Below are 13,626 nucleotides of genomic sequence, written 5' to 3'. Positions count from 1 at the left end.
GGAGCATTGGTGTTTGGCTTGACGATATTGGATTTGGCATTGATCCTGATGCTGCTGTCCTACCTGATCTATGGCCTTCGCAACGGCTTCATGGTCACGCTGGGTGGAATTGCGGGATTTGTAGTCGGTGCCATTGCGGCGTTCGTGGCCGTACCGCTCGTGAGCGGTTGGGTGACCGACAGCGGCTGGAGGCTGACCGCCACGGTGGGTGCCGCCGTCGTACTTATCGCTTTGGGACATGGGCTGGGAACCATGATCGGGCGGAGAATCCGTCACGCCGTGCGGATCAAGCCCCTGCACGCCGTAGACCGGTTGATCGGTGGCGTGGTGAGCGTGGTGGTTGCTGCGCTGGTGATGTCCATGCTGGCGTTCAGCATCAGTTCGCTGGGTGTGCCTTTCGTTTCGCAGCAGTTGGCCGGGTCCCGCGTTATCCGCTACATCGACACGATGACTCCGACGCCGGTCAAGAGCACTATGGCCCAGTTGCGGTCCACGGTGATCGGCGACGGCATTCCCAAGCTCATTGAGGGCATCGGCCCTGTAACTCCGGTGCCCGTTCCCAACGCATCAACGGACACCCCCGCGCTGAACCAGGCCGCCGAGTCGGTCCTCAAAATCGCAGGCACTGCCTTCGAATGTGGCCAGAACCAGACCGGTTCCGGATTCGTCGTCTCGCCCGGGCGAGTCGTGACCAACGCGCACGTTGTGGCGGGCGTGTCGCAGCCTGTTGTTGAAGTTCCCGACGGCGGTGCGCTGCCGGGCCGCGTGGTCTACTTCGACCCCCAGCGTGACATCGCAGTCCTCGCGGTGGACGGACTGCAGTCCAGTCCGCTGCCAATGAGTGCCGACTTGCCCCAGGGCAGCCCGGCGGCCTTCGCAGGGTACCCGCATGGCGGTCCGTTCCAATCGAAGCCGGCTACCGTGCAGGGGATCTCAACCATCCTGGTCCCCGACATTTATGGAGACAATCCATCGCCTGAGCTCGTCTACAAGCTGGCCGGCGACGTCCAGCCGGGCAACTCAGGCGGTCCGCTGCTGACCATGCAAGGCGAGGTGGCCGGGTTGATTTTCGCCAAGACCACCACTGATGCCGCCCTTGGCTTCGCCCTCACCATGGAAGACCTGGAACCTGTCGCTGCGCAAGCTCCAGGACTCAGCAGCCCGGTCTCGCCAGGACAGTGCACACGTAAGTAGTGGATCCTCTCTCACCAAACGACGCGTTTTTCCCGATCCTCTCTCACATCGTGAGTGTTTTGGGCCGATACTCTCTCACCTCTTGGGCACGATTCCCGTGCGTTCGTGCGTCGCTATAGATTGGGAGCCATGACTGAAGCTACTCCCGCCACCGAAGCCGGTCGCGGCACCATCCTTGTGATCAATGGACCCAACCTCAACCTCCTGGGCACCCGTGAGCCGGAAAAGTACGGAACGTCAACACTGGCCGACGTCGAGCAACTCGCCATGTCGGCGGCGGCAGCCCACGGCTTCACTGTTGACTGCGTTCAGTCGAACCATGAGGGCGATCTCCTCGACGCCATCCATGCAGCCCGGGGAACGGCAGTGGGAATTGTCATCAACGCGGGAGCCTACACGCACACGTCCGTGGCACTTCGTGACGCCCTCGCCGCTGTGCAGCTTCCCGCCGTCGAGGTCCACATCACCAACGTCCACCAGCGCGAAGAGTTCCGTCACCACTCGTACCTGTCGGGCGTGTGCAGTGCGATCATCGTGGGCGCCGGTGTGCTCGGCTACAAGCTGGCCATTGATTACTTGGCTGAGGCTGTCTAAACCCGCCGTGTGAGAGGGGAGTCCGCCGGAGTGAGGAATGGTTTGCGGGCTGCCCAGTGAACTTCGTTCGGGTCTTAACCAGAGCGAAAAGGGCCGCCGTGGCGCCAACTGGTGTCCCGGCGTCGTGCCCGTCAGTATCCGTGACAAAGCCCGTGCAGCACCAGCGACTCCTCCGCAGGTCTGCGCGCACCATTCGTCTGCTGTGGGCTAAGCCGCGGTGTTCTTTGTGCATGCCGATGAAGCGCTTGAGCTTTTCCCGCTCCTCCGGTGAGGGAACGGACGTCGCATTCCATGCCAGATGTCTATACGAGTAGATGATGCATGCGCAAGAGCTTGCTTGCTGTGTTGGCCGTAAGTGTTCGAATATGTTTCAACTGTTGACTCGAGTAGATACGAGTGCGAGACTCTTCAGGAAATCCATAAGGACAGAGCGGCGGGCTGCTTTGGGAGCCCCACGGAAGGCAAACAATGACGTTTTCGATCGGTGTTGTGGGTGTCGGACAGTTCGGCAGCCAGTTCGCCCACTTGTTCAAGCTGCACCCGGGTGTCAGCGCGGTCTACGCCGTGGATGAGCTCCCGGAGCGCGCCACTGCGGCCCAGGAACGTTGGGGACTGGACGGCGTGATGGGCAGCTTCGAGGAGCTGTTGGAGTCCGACGTCGATGCTGTCGCCATCTTCACGCAGCGGTGGACCCACGGCCCGCTGGTTGAGCGTGCGCTGCGCGCCGGAAAGCACGTCTATTCAGCGGTTCCGATGGCCGTTTCCGAGGAAGAAATCGCCCGGATCATCGAGGCCGTGCGTGAGACCAAGCTTGTCTATGCGATGGGGGAGACCAGCTATTACAACCCCGCCACGGTGTTCGCCCGCCAGCAGCATAAAGCCGGCAAGTTCGGCCGCATCTTCTACACCGAAGGCGACTACGTCCACGACATGGATCTCGGCTTCTACGAGGCCTACCAATACAGCGGAGGAGAGCGCTGGAAGGAAACCGCCAGCTATCCGCCCATGCTCTACCCGACGCACGCCATCGGCGGGGTCCTGGGCGCTGTTCCCGGCCACGCTGTCAGCGTCAGCTGCATCGGCGTGAAGGACCAGCGCGGCGATGGCGTCTTCGATAAGGACGTCAGCATGTTCGCCAATGACTTCTCCAATGCCACGGCATTGTTCGAAATGAACGACGGCGGTGCGATGCGCACCAATGAAATGCGCCGCGTCGGCTACCCCTCGCACATCAGGGAATCACGCTTCCGCTTCTTCGGTACGGACGCAAGCTTCGAACAACTCGCCACTACCACCGTGTGGCAGGACAAGTCTTCAGTGCAGGACGTCTCCCATCAGGTGGAAACCAAACCGACCATGTCCGCCGATGATCCGTCCTTGGCAGACGTTGCACCGGAACTGCGCGACGCCTTCATCTCCGGCCTGGCACCGGTTCACGATCAGTCCCGCCTGCCTGAAGAGTTCCTGGGCGCACCCAACGGGCATGAGGGAAGCCACCAGTTCCTGGTGGACGACTTTGTGACGGCCGTGAACAACCGGACACTTCCACCCGTCAATGCCTGGGTGGCGGCCCGTTTCACCCTCCCCGGGATCATCGCCCACGAGTCTGCCCTTCGTGGTGGGGAACGGCTTCCCATTCGCGACTTCGGTGATGCTCCCGACCAGTAGTTAGCATTTACCCCATGACAACTTCAGCGGTACAAACCCCGCGCGGCCCGGTCACACGCAAAGACGTGGCCCGTTACGCCGGGGTGAGTACCGCCGTCGTGAGTTATGTGGTGAACGGCGGGCCCAAAAACGTTGCCCCGGCCACCGAAGCCAAGGTCCGCGATGCTATCCGTATCCTGGGGTACCGGCCCAATGCCGCGGCGCGAGCGCTGAAACTGGGGTCCAGCGAAACCATTGGCGTCGTGGTGCCGGACAATACCAACCCGTTCTTCACGCATCTGGCCCATGCCGTGGAAGACGCGGCATCCGAGCTCGGCTACGGGATGGTGCTCACCAACTCGGACGGCAGCCCGACCCGTGAGCGGAAGAATATCCGTACATTGGCCGCGCGACAGGTGGACGGCGTATTCCTGGCAAGTTGCGTCTTCGACCCCGACGTCACGGAGTTGGAAGCCTCGGAAATCCCGTCAGTCCTGTTAAACAACGCCGGATCCCCTCCCGGTTTTGCCAGCGTTGGCGTGGACCTGGAGGCTGGTGGCCGTGCCGCGGTCGAACACCTGATAGGGCATGGTCACAAGAACATCGGCTTGGCCATCGGTACCAACACCGGCAACCAACTGGACGGACGCGAAGTGGGCTGGCTTGCCGCGCTGCGTGAAGCTGGCCTGCCGGACGGCCCCATGCTACATAGCCCCTTCACCCGGCCTGGCGGCTACGAAGTGGGCAAACGGTTCCTGTCCATGGCCACCCGTCCCACTGCGATCTTTGCCAGCAACGACATGCAGGCCATCGGCATTCTCCGGGCCCTTCACGAGGCCGGAGTCCGGGTGCCCGAGGACGTGGCGTTGGTGTCCTTCGACGGGTCCCTGGACTCCGAATACAGTTGGCCCGCGCTGACCACGGTGGCCCAGCCGGTACAGCTGATGGCCGAAGCCGCCGTCCGGGCCTTGGTGGGCAAGGACCGCGCAGAGGAACCACAGCACCACATCCTCCCCACGGAGTTGATCATCCGGCAGTCCTGCGGCTGCAGCTAGAACCCTCCATCACCGATTGGCCTGTTTGGCCGGACGCCCGCTCACCGATGGGCCTGTTTGGCCGAACGCCCGCTCACCTTTTGGCCTGTTTGACCGAACGCCCGCTCACCTTTCACGGACCACTGAGAGGGGGTTGGTTGGGAGGGGGCCATCGGTGAGAGGGGGTTGGTTGGGAGGGGGCCATCGGTGAGAGGGGGTTGGTTGGGGGGCCATCGGTGAGGGGGGGGGTTGGTTGGGAGGGTGCTAGGAGTCCATGCTCGCGTAGCGCTCCGGGCGGGACAGCACCTGGCCGATCTGTGCCGTACCGGCAGCGACAGCAAGGCGGACCAGCAGGAACCCGGCCGCGAACACTCCGCCGATGGTCAGGAACACCACGGGCTGGGTCAACAACACCATGCCCGTCAACGGCAGGACCAGCGCGGCCGCAGCAGCCGCAGAAATGCCAGCCACCAGGAACAGCGGGGACATGACGGCTTTGACCCGTGCCGCCACCATGAGTTTGCGCGGCATGCCCACCCGGTCCAGGGCCACCAAGGTGGACGCCCGGTCAAGAACTGCTGCCGCCTGGTTCACGCCGGCTGAGCAGGCCACCATCAGGAATGAACCCAACAGGGTGATCATCACGCCGGTGTTGATGTCCCGCACCAACAACGCCGTCTCATCCGTGGCGCTGCCGCCCATGGTGTCGGCCACTGCCATGCCGACGCCCACGAATACCCCTACAAAACTGGTCATCGCGACGCCCCCAACTTGTCGCCACGATTCCTTGGGGCTCTCCAGAACTGTCCGGGCGGCCAGCAGCTGCTCGGGTCGCTTGGCCCGCTTGAGCTGCGAGGACGCGCGCAACCGCAGGATCCAAGGACCCATGAGATTCAAGGCGAGCAGGGCCAAGCCAAAGCAGCCGCCCATCACCGCGATGATGACGATGAACGCACCAAAGCTGCTGAGCATTCCCATCGCCATGACTCCGACCACCACCACGACAGCGGCGATGAGTCCGCGAACCCAATGCGCGCCGTCGGCCGTTTGCCTGGTCCTGACGCCCAACGGGGTGACCACGACTTTCCGCAGTCCAAGGGCGGCGCTCGCCGCGGCCAGCACGCAGACGGCCAGGATGCAGCCGAGGATGGACGGCACAGACAGCCATGCGTGGCCGCCTATGGCTTGGCCGCGGAACTGGATCAGGCCGAGGAACGGTGCGACGCACGCGTACAGTCCCGCGCCCGCCAGCGCTCCCACTGCCGCGAGCACTGTCGACTCGATGACGGTCATCCACACCACGGTGGCGCTGTTGGCGCCCAGCAGGCGCAAGGAAGCCAAGCGGTCATCACGACGGCGGGCGGCCAGCCGCGCGGCCGAGGCACCGAGCGTCAGGAGCGGGATGATGAGCAAGACCATGGCGACGACGGCCAGCGCTTGGTAAGTGCCGGCGATGTCGTCCGACCATGACCAGAAAACCTGTGAACCGCCGGCAACAGTGAGCAGAAGGGCCGTGACGGTTCCGAAAGCGAGGACCGGCAGGCCGGCGTCGCGGAGACCGGTTTCGCGGAGGCTGCTGCCGTTGCTCCGCGCAAGGTAGGGGGTGAGGCGCAGGGCCATGGAGAGACTAGACATTGAAGGCACCTTTGAAGTTGCTGGTGGAAGGTGCTGCTGAAACAGCGTTACCCGGCTGGGAAGGGCTACCTGGCTGGGAAAGACCGCCACTGTCCGCCACGATCCGCCCATCGCGGAGTTCCACCACGCGCTGGCATCGGGCTGCCACGTTGGGATCGTGCGTGACCACCAGCAGGGTCCGTCCGTTGGCTGCCACGGAGCGAAGCAACACGTCCAGGACTTCAGTGGAGGTGGCAGAGTCCAGGGCGCCGGTGGGCTCATCCGCGAAGACAACCCGGGCACCTGTGACCTGGGCGCGGGCGATTGCCACGCGCTGGACCTGCCCGCCGGACAGCTCACCCAAGCGGCGCTGCTCCATGCCCGCGAGGCCTAAAGCTCCAAGCCATTCGGCGGCCCGGGACTCTGATGTTGCCCGATCGGTGCCGTTGAGCATCAGCGCCAAGGCGACGTTCTCCACCGCAGTAAGTTCAGGAAGGAGCATGCCTTGCTGGAACACGAAGCCGAATTCCTCGCGTCGCAGCCGGGACAGCGCTGCGTCGCTTAGCGTCTCCAGGCGCAGCGGTGCCGCCGGAGTGCTCAAGGTGATCGAACCGGCGTCGGGCCTCAAAATCCCGGCGAGGCAGTGCAGCAGCGTGGTCTTACCGGAACCGGAAGGACCGATGATCGCGATGGACTCGCCGGCGCTGGCGGTGAAGTCGACGCGGTCCAGGGCAATGCTGCCGGGATAGTGCTTGGTGAGTTGCTGGGCGTGGAGGATGGCGTTCATATATCCAGCATCCCTGCGGGCCCAGTCCTCCCGCCTCAGTCCGGCGGCTGAACTCTGCGGGGCCGCCTCCACCCGGGGTATGAGAGGTTATGCCCCAGCAATCCGCAGCTTGGCTACGTTCTCGGCCAGCACCCGGCGGGCGTCGTCGCCCAGGAGGGAATCGGTAATCAGCTCGTCGGCCTCTTCCAACTGCGCGATCGAGGCGATGCCCACCACGCCCCACTTGCTGTGGTCGGCCAGCACAACAGTGCTCCGTGCCGACGTCATGAAGGCCCGGTCCGTTTCAGCTTCAAGCAGGTTCGGGGTGGTGAAGCCTGCTTGGGCATCCATGCCGTGGACGCCCAGGAACAGGACGTCCAGGTGGAGCTGCTTGAGCGAAGCCGTGGCAATGGGACCCACCAGTGCGTCAGACGGTGTGCGCTCGCCGCCGATCAGGATCACTGTGGAGCCGAAGCGGGCGGGACCCGATGATGACCCGTGATGAAAGAGATCGGCGATGCGCACTGAATTGGTGACGACGGTAATCCGGGGTCCGTGAACGAGCTCCTGGGCGAGGGCCCACGTGGTGGTTCCGGCGCTGAGGCCGATCGCCATGCCTTCCTGGACCATCGAGGCGGCTTCGACAGCAATGGCGTGCTTTTCCGCGGTGAGCTGCGTGGACTTGAGCTCGAAGCCAGGCTCATGGGTGCTGGCATCGCCGGGCAGTTTGGCTCCGCCATGGATGCGCTCCACGCGGCCCGTTTCTTCAAGTGCTTCGATGTCCCGCCGGACGGTCATGGGGGAGACCCCCAGCAACTGCGCGAGGTCCGAGACCCGGACGACGCGCTCGCGCTGTACTGCGTCGATGATGGCGGAGTGGCGTGCTGCCTGGAGCATCAGGGCCTTTCTGGGAACCTCGTCGTCAAACATGGGGCTGAGTCTGGCTCCAGTCTAGGACGCGGTCCCACCCCGTGGCCGCTTATCCCGTCGCGGCGGCGTCAGGCAACTGCGTCACGCAACCGCTTAACGCACGACGGCGCCGCTCACCCCGGGAGGTGGGCGGCGCCGTCGTGCGCTGATGCCGGGTGACGCTACTTGCGGAGCGAGTCAGCGATCTGGGTCATGATGCCGGGATCGGCAAGGGTGGTGGCGTCGCCGGTGTCGCGGCCTTCTGCGATGTCCTTCAGGAGGCGGCGGACGATCTTGCCGGAGCGCGTCTTGGGCAGTTCCGGCACGATCAGCAGCTGCTTGGGCTTGGCGATCGGGCCGATTTCCTTGCCCACGTGGTTGCGCAGTTCCAGGACGGTTTCGTCGCCGTTGTTCACGGCGTCACCGCGAAGGATGACGAACGCGACGACGGCCTGTCCGGTGGTCTCGTCAGCGGCACCCACCACCGCGGCTTCAGCGACGGACGGGTGCGAGACCAGGGCGGATTCGATTTCCGTGGTGGAGAGGCGGTGGCCGGAGACGTTCATGACGTCGTCCACGCGGCCCAGTAGCCAGACGTCGCCGTCCTCGTCCTTCTTGGCACCATCACCGGCGAAGTACATGGCCTCGAACCGGGACCAGTAGGTGTCCTTGAAACGTTCCGGGTCGCCCCAGATGCCGCGCAGCATGGAGGGCCACGGTTCGCGGACCACCAAGTAACCGCCTTCGCCGTTTGCCACGGACTGGCCGTTTTCGTCCACCACATCCACCGCGATACCGGGCAGCGGAACCTGCGCCGAACCGGGCTTCGTGGCGGTCACGCCCGGCAGCGGTGCGATCATCTGTGCACCGGTTTCGGTCTGCCACCAGGTGTCCACGATCGGGGCCGGGTTGTCCTTCTTCCCACCGTTCTTGCCGGCGTTGGCGCCGATGACGTCCCGGTACCACATCCACGCCTCGGGGTTGATGGATTCACCGACGGAGCCCAGGACCCGGATGGAGGAGAGATCGTACTTGTCCGGGATGTCCCGGCCCCACTTCATGAACGTCCGGATCGCGGTCGGGGCGGTGTAGAGGATGGAGACCTTGTACTTCTCCACGATCTCCCACCAGCGGCCCTGGTGCGGGGAGTCCGGGGTGCCTTCGTACATGACCTGGGTGGCGCCGTTGATGAGCGGAGCGTAGGTGACGTAGGAGTGGCCGGTGACCCATCCGACGTCGGCGGTGCACCAGTACACGTCGGTTTCCGGGTGTAGGTCGAACACGGCTTTGTGCGTGTACGCGCCCTGGGTGAGGTAGCCGCCGGTGGTGTGCAGGATGCCCTTCGGCTTGCCCGTGGTGCCGGAGGTGTAGAGGATGAACAGCGGGTGCTCGGAGTCATGGCCTACGGCGGTGTGCTCGGTTGAGGCCTTATCTACGGTGTCGGACCACCAGAGGTCGCGTCCTTCGACCCAGTTGACGTCCTCGCCGTTGCGCTTGACCACCACCACGTTCTGGACTGTATGACCTTCTTTGGACAGGGCTTCGTCCACTGCCGGCTTCAGGGCGCTGGGCTTGCCGCGGCGGTAGGTACCGTCGGCGGTGACCACGAGCTTGGCTTCGGCGTCCTCGATGCGGGAACGGAGCGCGTCCGCGGAGAACCCGCCGAACACCACCGAATGCACGGCCCCGATCCTGGCGCACGCAAGGAGCGTGATGACGGCCTCGGGGATCATGGGCAGGTACACGGCCACGCGGTCGCCCTTGGCCACGCCGAGGGACTCGAAGGCGTTCGCGGCCTTCTTGACCTCTTCGGTCAGCTGCGCGTACGTGTAGGTGCGGGTGTCCCCGGGCTCGCCCTCGAAGTAGATGGCAACGCGGTCGCCGAGGCCGTTCTCCACGTGGCGGTCCAAAGCGTTGTAGGCAGCGTTGATCTCCCCGCCGACGAACCATTTGGCAAACGGAGGGTTGGACCAATCCAGGGCCTCGGTGAAGTCCTTGTCCCACGTCAGCAACTCGCGGGCCTGCTTGGCCCAGAACGCCGGGCGATCGGCTTCGGCCTCTGCATAGGAGTCAGCGCTGGTCACGGCGTTCGCGGCGAACTCGGCCGACGGCGCGAACTTACGGTTCTCGTGGAGGAGGTTTTCAAGCGCCTCGACGTGGGGGGCCTGACCATCCTGAGCCGTTGAAGCTGCAGCGGTGGCCGTGGATCCGGTGGTGTCCTGGGACATGGTGAACCTCATCATTCATCGATCTTTGCTGCGCGGAACCTGCCGCGGGGTTCCCGCCCGGGCCGTCATCGGCGTCGGGCGCGTTCCCCGAAAGGTCCGCAGAGTGCTGTCCGCCATCAACACTATCGCTTTGGAAGGTCCCACGTGTGCGTCGTCACAAACGTGCCAGCGAGCGGCGCCGATTTAGCGACGAATGGCGTGGCGGGAGGTGGGGAACCGTTTACATGACGCACGACGGCGGCACGCGCCCGCCGCTGCAGGGGGCTCCTGCAGCGGGCGCAGTCTGTAAGGGACCTTGGAGTTTGCTGTGGGCGAAGCCGGATGGCCGTTTTCAGCTAGAACCCTGTCAGTGGGGTGGCATAGGCTGAAGAAGTCTTGGGACGCATCTTGAGCGTGGCCGGTTTTCCGCGGAAATCTGCGGGGGTCACCTGTCCGGACTGCCCAGGACACCGCCGTACGAAGGAGAAATAGATGAACCAGCTGAGCCCAGGCCCGCACGAGTCACAACCGACGGGACCGGACACCACGGCTGGAACGGCCACCGCACCAGGTGGCAACGCTGCGGGGAATCCCGGCGCGGCCACGAAAGACGCTACGAAGTACGAGGCGGTCGCCGGGCCGTTCACCATCCGGGACCTGACTGTTTTTGGCTCAACGCTGTTGATGTTCGTCGCTTCCTTGTTGCCGATGTTCGGAGAGCGTTACAACCTCTGGAACCTTGGAAATCTGTTCTTCCTCCTGCTGGGCATCATCCTGCCGCTGGTGGTCGTGGCACTCTTCGTGGCCCGCAGGCTGCAGCCCGGAACCATCGTCCGGGTAGGTTCACTGTCCGTTGACCAGTTCGCGTCCGTCACGGCGTCTTTCGCGTTCCCGCTCTTCTTCCTGACCATCGCCAATTCCTTCAACGGCGGCGTCCTGCTGGGTTTGGTCGGCTCTGTCGGCCTCTTGGCCGCAACCGTCCTGGGCCCGCACCTTCCGTGGCTCTCCGCTGATTTCAAGGGCCGTGCTGAGACGCCGGCCCACGTCGTTGCCCGCGAGGCCGTCGTGCCCAGCCGCAAGCCTGCCACGCCAAAGGCACCCAAGGAGCCACAGGCTGCCAAGCCGGCTGCGGGGACGTCCTCGGCCGTTCCGACGTCCGGCTTCCAGGGATCGTCGGGCGGGTACAAGGCGACGGCCTCCGAGGCTCCCGCGCCAGCGGCTCAGGGTTCCACCACGTTCGCTCCGCCAGCCACGCACGGAACCGCACCGTCCCCGGCCACGGAGGCGTCCGCCGTCGTGCATTCAGCGGACAGCAAGCCAGCAGCTGTGACCGCTCCGGCGGCCGGCGCAGGCAGCCCTTCTTCAGCGCCTTCACCGGCGCAGGAGGCCCCGAAGGGTGCTGAGGCAAAGAACGAAACCGAGACATCCCCGGCAGCCGCTGAGGCTGCTGCAAGCCAGCACGCCACGCAGCAGCCTGCCTCGCAGCAGCAGCCTTGGGCTGCCACCATGGCAACCCCCATCGTCTCCGGCGACACCCGGAAAGTCAGCGACTCGATCGGTGCCACGGTGGATCCGGCCAGCCGCCCGGACGACTCCGATTCCCCGCAGTATGAGGCGTTCTGGTTCGCCGTCGCCCAACCGCGGACTGCGTACGACGAGCACTCGGGCGTTCCTGCGTTCACCATCGAACCCGGCGGTTGGGTACTCGCGTTGGAGGACCGTGGCCACGAGTTCCTGGTACAGGACACCGACGGCAAGGTCGGGGTTCTTCGGGAGCTCAGCAACATCGAACGCGGCTAAGCAGGGATCCCGTGGCCATCGCTGAAGCTGGTTCGCTGCTCGCCCTCAAACGCCGGGCCCGCAAGATCAACAGGGTCCTGGCGGAAAAGTATCCGTATGCCCACGCGGAGCTCGATTTCCGCAACCCGTTTGAGCTGGTGGTGGCCACGGTCCTGTCGGCGCAGACCACCGACGTGCTGGTCAACCAGGTCACCAAGATCCTGTTTGCCCGCTATCCGGACGCCCGGGCGTTGGCTGAGGCGGATCCCATGGAACTGGAAACGATCCTCCAACCCACCGGCTTTTTCCGGGCCAAGGCGCGTAACGTCCTGGCGCTCAGCAACCGGCTGGTCGATGAGTTCGACGGCGAGGTCCCCGGCAGGCTGGAGGATCTGGTGACCTTGCCGGGGGTCGGTCGGAAGACGGCCAACGTGGTCCTCGGAAATGCTTTTGGAGTCCCCGGGATCACCGTGGACACGCACTTCGGACGACTGGCCCGACGCTTCGGATGGACTGCGTCCGATGACCCCGTGAAGATCGAGTTCGACGTCGCGGAGCTGTTTGAACCGCGGGACTGGACCATGTTGTCGCATCGGGTGGTGTTCCACGGCCGCCGGGTATGCCATGCCAGGAAGCCAGCGTGCGGGGCGTGCCCGGTGGCGAGTCTTTGTCCCAGCTACGGTGAGGGCGAGACCGATCCGGTCAAAGCAGCCAAGCTCCTGAAGTATGAGCTGGCCCCGGGCAATGAAGCATTGCTGGAGAAGCTCTTGGCGGAAACACACCGTGCTGCAGAGATCCGAATGGAATCGCAGAGGAGGCCCGGGTGACCGCGCTCGAAGAGTTGTCAGCGCTGGTAACCCGCTTTGAGGCCGGCGAACAGCAGCACTCGGCCTTGTGGGAGAGGCTTCCCGTCAGCCCGGAAACCAACCGGCCAGCCGCCGTGCTGATGCTGTTCGGCGTCCTGGATGACGTTCCGGCCGAATCAGGACGTCCCATTGCTCCCGCCGACCTCGATGTCCTGTTGCTGGAGCGGGCACACACACTCGATGACCATCCGGGACAGGTAGCCTTCCCGGGAGGCATGGTGGACCCGGAGGACGAGTCCGTGGTGGCTGCGGCGCTGCGTGAGGCTGTGGAGGAGACCGGTCTGGACGCGGACGGCGTCCGGGTACTTGGGGTCATCCCCGAGCTCGGACTCATCCGCAGCAATTTCCGCGTCACCCCTGTGCTGGGCTGGTGGGATGCCCCGTCGCCGGTCCGGGTAGTGGACTACGCCGAATCCGCGCAAGTATTCAGGGTTCCGGTGCGTGACCTGCTGGATCCCGTCAACCGCGTCACGGCCACCATCACCCGTTTCGGCCGGACCTACACAAGCCCTGGCTTCACCGTCAATGGAGTGCTGGTCTGGGGCTTTACCGGAATGATCCTCAGCGGACTCTTTGACGAACTGGGCTGGACTGTTCCCTGGGACACGGACAAGCTGCAGGACGTCGATCTCCTGTAACGCCGGCGGTGTGTCAGGCGGCCTTGCGGGCCGTTGCCGAACGGTCCACAACGAGTCCCGTCGCGGCGTTTTCCCGGACGGCGTTGATACCGGCAATGACACCTTCGAGGTGCTGGAACGTTGGTGATACAGCCACGACGGTTCCGTCGGCCGCGGTCAGGCGGAACCGATACGTTTCGTCACTGTCCTTGAGAATTTCAAACCTGCCAGCCATTGATGCTCCCCCTTGTGATGCTTCCTTGCACGCAACCGTGGACCCGTAAAACCATCCACAGAGTGAAAGTATCCAGAACCGGAAGAGAACGAAAGTTACTTGGCGGTACCTGTCATTCCGGCTCATCTGGCGAGATATGACTGGATAGTCCAGGGGGTTGAAGC

General features: G+C 64.4%; 12 protein-coding genes. 7 read left to right on the top strand and 5 right to left on the bottom strand.

What is annotated here, in order from left to right; genetic code table 11:
• Positions 1-9 precede the first annotated feature (9 nt).
• The 4 genes from QF015_RS08780 to QF015_RS08765 all read left to right on the top strand — a co-directional run bounded on the left by QF015_RS08780 (position 10) and on the right by QF015_RS08765 (position 4,490).
• Positions 10-1,194: a MarP family serine protease gene (locus QF015_RS08780; RefSeq protein ID WP_310206980.1), complete on the top strand. Its 1,185-nt coding sequence runs from the start codon at positions 10-12 to the stop codon at positions 1,192-1,194.
• A gap of 129 nt (positions 1,195-1,323) precedes the next feature.
• Positions 1,324-1,788, top strand: a complete 465-nt coding sequence (gene aroQ, locus QF015_RS08775) for a type II 3-dehydroquinate dehydratase (protein ID WP_429388438.1) — start codon at positions 1,324-1,326, stop codon at positions 1,786-1,788.
• Positions 1,789-2,256: 468 nt separating this feature from the next.
• The gene (locus tag QF015_RS08770; RefSeq protein ID WP_429388435.1) at positions 2,257-3,456 is read left to right on the top strand and encodes a Gfo/Idh/MocA family protein; all 1,200 of its coding nucleotides are present in this window, start codon (positions 2,257-2,259) and stop codon (positions 3,454-3,456) included.
• A gap of 14 nt (positions 3,457-3,470) precedes the next feature.
• On the top strand, positions 3,471-4,490 hold the full coding sequence (locus tag QF015_RS08765) for a LacI family DNA-binding transcriptional regulator (RefSeq protein WP_429388433.1): 1,020 nt from the start codon (positions 3,471-3,473) through the stop codon (positions 4,488-4,490).
• A gap of 243 nt (positions 4,491-4,733) precedes the next feature.
• Here QF015_RS08765 and QF015_RS08760 read toward each other — a convergent pair whose 3' ends face one another.
• The 4 genes from QF015_RS08760 to acs form a co-directional block, all read right to left on the bottom strand.
• Positions 4,734-6,104 carry an FtsX-like permease family protein gene (locus QF015_RS08760; protein WP_310206968.1) on the bottom strand — a complete coding sequence of 457 codons (1,371 nt, stop codon included), beginning with the start codon at positions 6,102-6,104 and terminating at the stop codon, positions 4,734-4,736.
• Entirely contained in the window at positions 6,097-6,870 is a 774-nt protein-coding gene (locus tag QF015_RS08755) for an ABC transporter ATP-binding protein (protein WP_429388431.1), read from the bottom strand. The genes QF015_RS08760 and QF015_RS08755 overlap by 8 nt, the downstream gene beginning before the upstream one ends.
• 87 nt (positions 6,871-6,957) lie before the next feature.
• A complete protein-coding gene (locus QF015_RS08750; RefSeq protein ID WP_310207096.1) occupies positions 6,958-7,746 on the bottom strand; it encodes a DeoR/GlpR family DNA-binding transcription regulator in 789 nt (262 codons plus the stop codon).
• A 194-nt stretch (positions 7,747-7,940) separates the two neighbouring features.
• A complete protein-coding gene (gene acs / locus QF015_RS08745; protein WP_429388484.1) occupies positions 7,941-9,986 on the bottom strand; it encodes an acetate--CoA ligase in 2,046 nt (681 codons plus the stop codon).
• A 471-nt stretch (positions 9,987-10,457) separates the two neighbouring features.
• Here acs and QF015_RS08740 point away from each other — a divergent pair, with 471 nt between their 5' ends.
• Genes QF015_RS08740 through QF015_RS08730 form a run of 3 tightly spaced genes read left to right on the top strand, consistent with a single transcriptional unit; the run spans position 10,458 to position 13,248 of the window.
• Entirely contained in the window at positions 10,458-11,765 is a 1,308-nt protein-coding gene (locus QF015_RS08740; protein ID WP_429388429.1) for a hypothetical protein, read from the top strand.
• 11 nt (positions 11,766-11,776) lie between these two features.
• Positions 11,777-12,571: an endonuclease III gene (gene nth / locus QF015_RS08735; protein WP_310206957.1), complete on the top strand. Its 795-nt coding sequence runs from the start codon at positions 11,777-11,779 to the stop codon at positions 12,569-12,571.
• Positions 12,568-13,248 carry an NUDIX hydrolase gene (locus tag QF015_RS08730; protein WP_310206954.1) on the top strand — a complete coding sequence of 227 codons (681 nt, stop codon included), beginning with the start codon at positions 12,568-12,570 and terminating at the stop codon, positions 13,246-13,248. The genes nth and QF015_RS08730 overlap by 4 nt, the downstream gene beginning before the upstream one ends.
• Before the next feature lie 13 nt (positions 13,249-13,261).
• Here the strand turns inward: QF015_RS08730 and QF015_RS08725 are convergent, their stop codons facing one another.
• On the bottom strand, positions 13,262-13,462 hold the full coding sequence (locus QF015_RS08725) for a YegP family protein (protein WP_310206952.1): 201 nt from the start codon (positions 13,460-13,462) through the stop codon (positions 13,262-13,264).
• Positions 13,463-13,626 lie beyond the last annotated feature (164 nt).

Source organism: Paenarthrobacter sp. TE4293, assembly GCF_050435325.1.
Lineage (GTDB): Bacteria > Actinomycetota > Actinomycetes > Actinomycetales > Micrococcaceae > Arthrobacter > Arthrobacter nitroguajacolicus_C.
The sequence above is the reverse complement of the archived record's forward strand: the minus strand, read 5'-3'. Positions and strand labels throughout refer to the sequence as shown.

Coding starts and splice junctions, on each gene's coding strand:
- aroQ (WP_429388438.1), top strand. CDS start 1,324: ATGACTGAAGCTACTCCCGCCACCGAAGCCGGTCGCGGCACCATCCTT.
- QF015_RS08770 (WP_429388435.1), top strand. CDS start 2,257: ATGACGTTTTCGATCGGTGTTGTGGGTGTCGGACAGTTCGGCAGCCAG.
- QF015_RS08725 (WP_310206952.1), bottom strand. CDS start 13,462: ATGGCTGGCAGGTTTGAAATTCTCAAGGACAGTGACGAAACGTATCGG.
- QF015_RS08740 (WP_429388429.1), top strand. CDS start 10,458: ATGAACCAGCTGAGCCCAGGCCCGCACGAGTCACAACCGACGGGACCG.
- acs (WP_429388484.1), bottom strand. CDS start 9,986: ATGTCCCAGGACACCACCGGATCCACGGCCACCGCTGCAGCTTCAACG.
- QF015_RS08765 (WP_429388433.1), top strand. CDS start 3,471: ATGACAACTTCAGCGGTACAAACCCCGCGCGGCCCGGTCACACGCAAA.
- QF015_RS08755 (WP_429388431.1), bottom strand. CDS start 6,870: ATGAACGCCATCCTCCACGCCCAGCAACTCACCAAGCACTATCCCGGC.
- QF015_RS08760 (WP_310206968.1), bottom strand. CDS start 6,104: ATGTCTAGTCTCTCCATGGCCCTGCGCCTCACCCCCTACCTTGCGCGG.
- QF015_RS08750 (WP_310207096.1), bottom strand. CDS start 7,746: ATGCTCCAGGCAGCACGCCACTCCGCCATCATCGACGCAGTACAGCGC.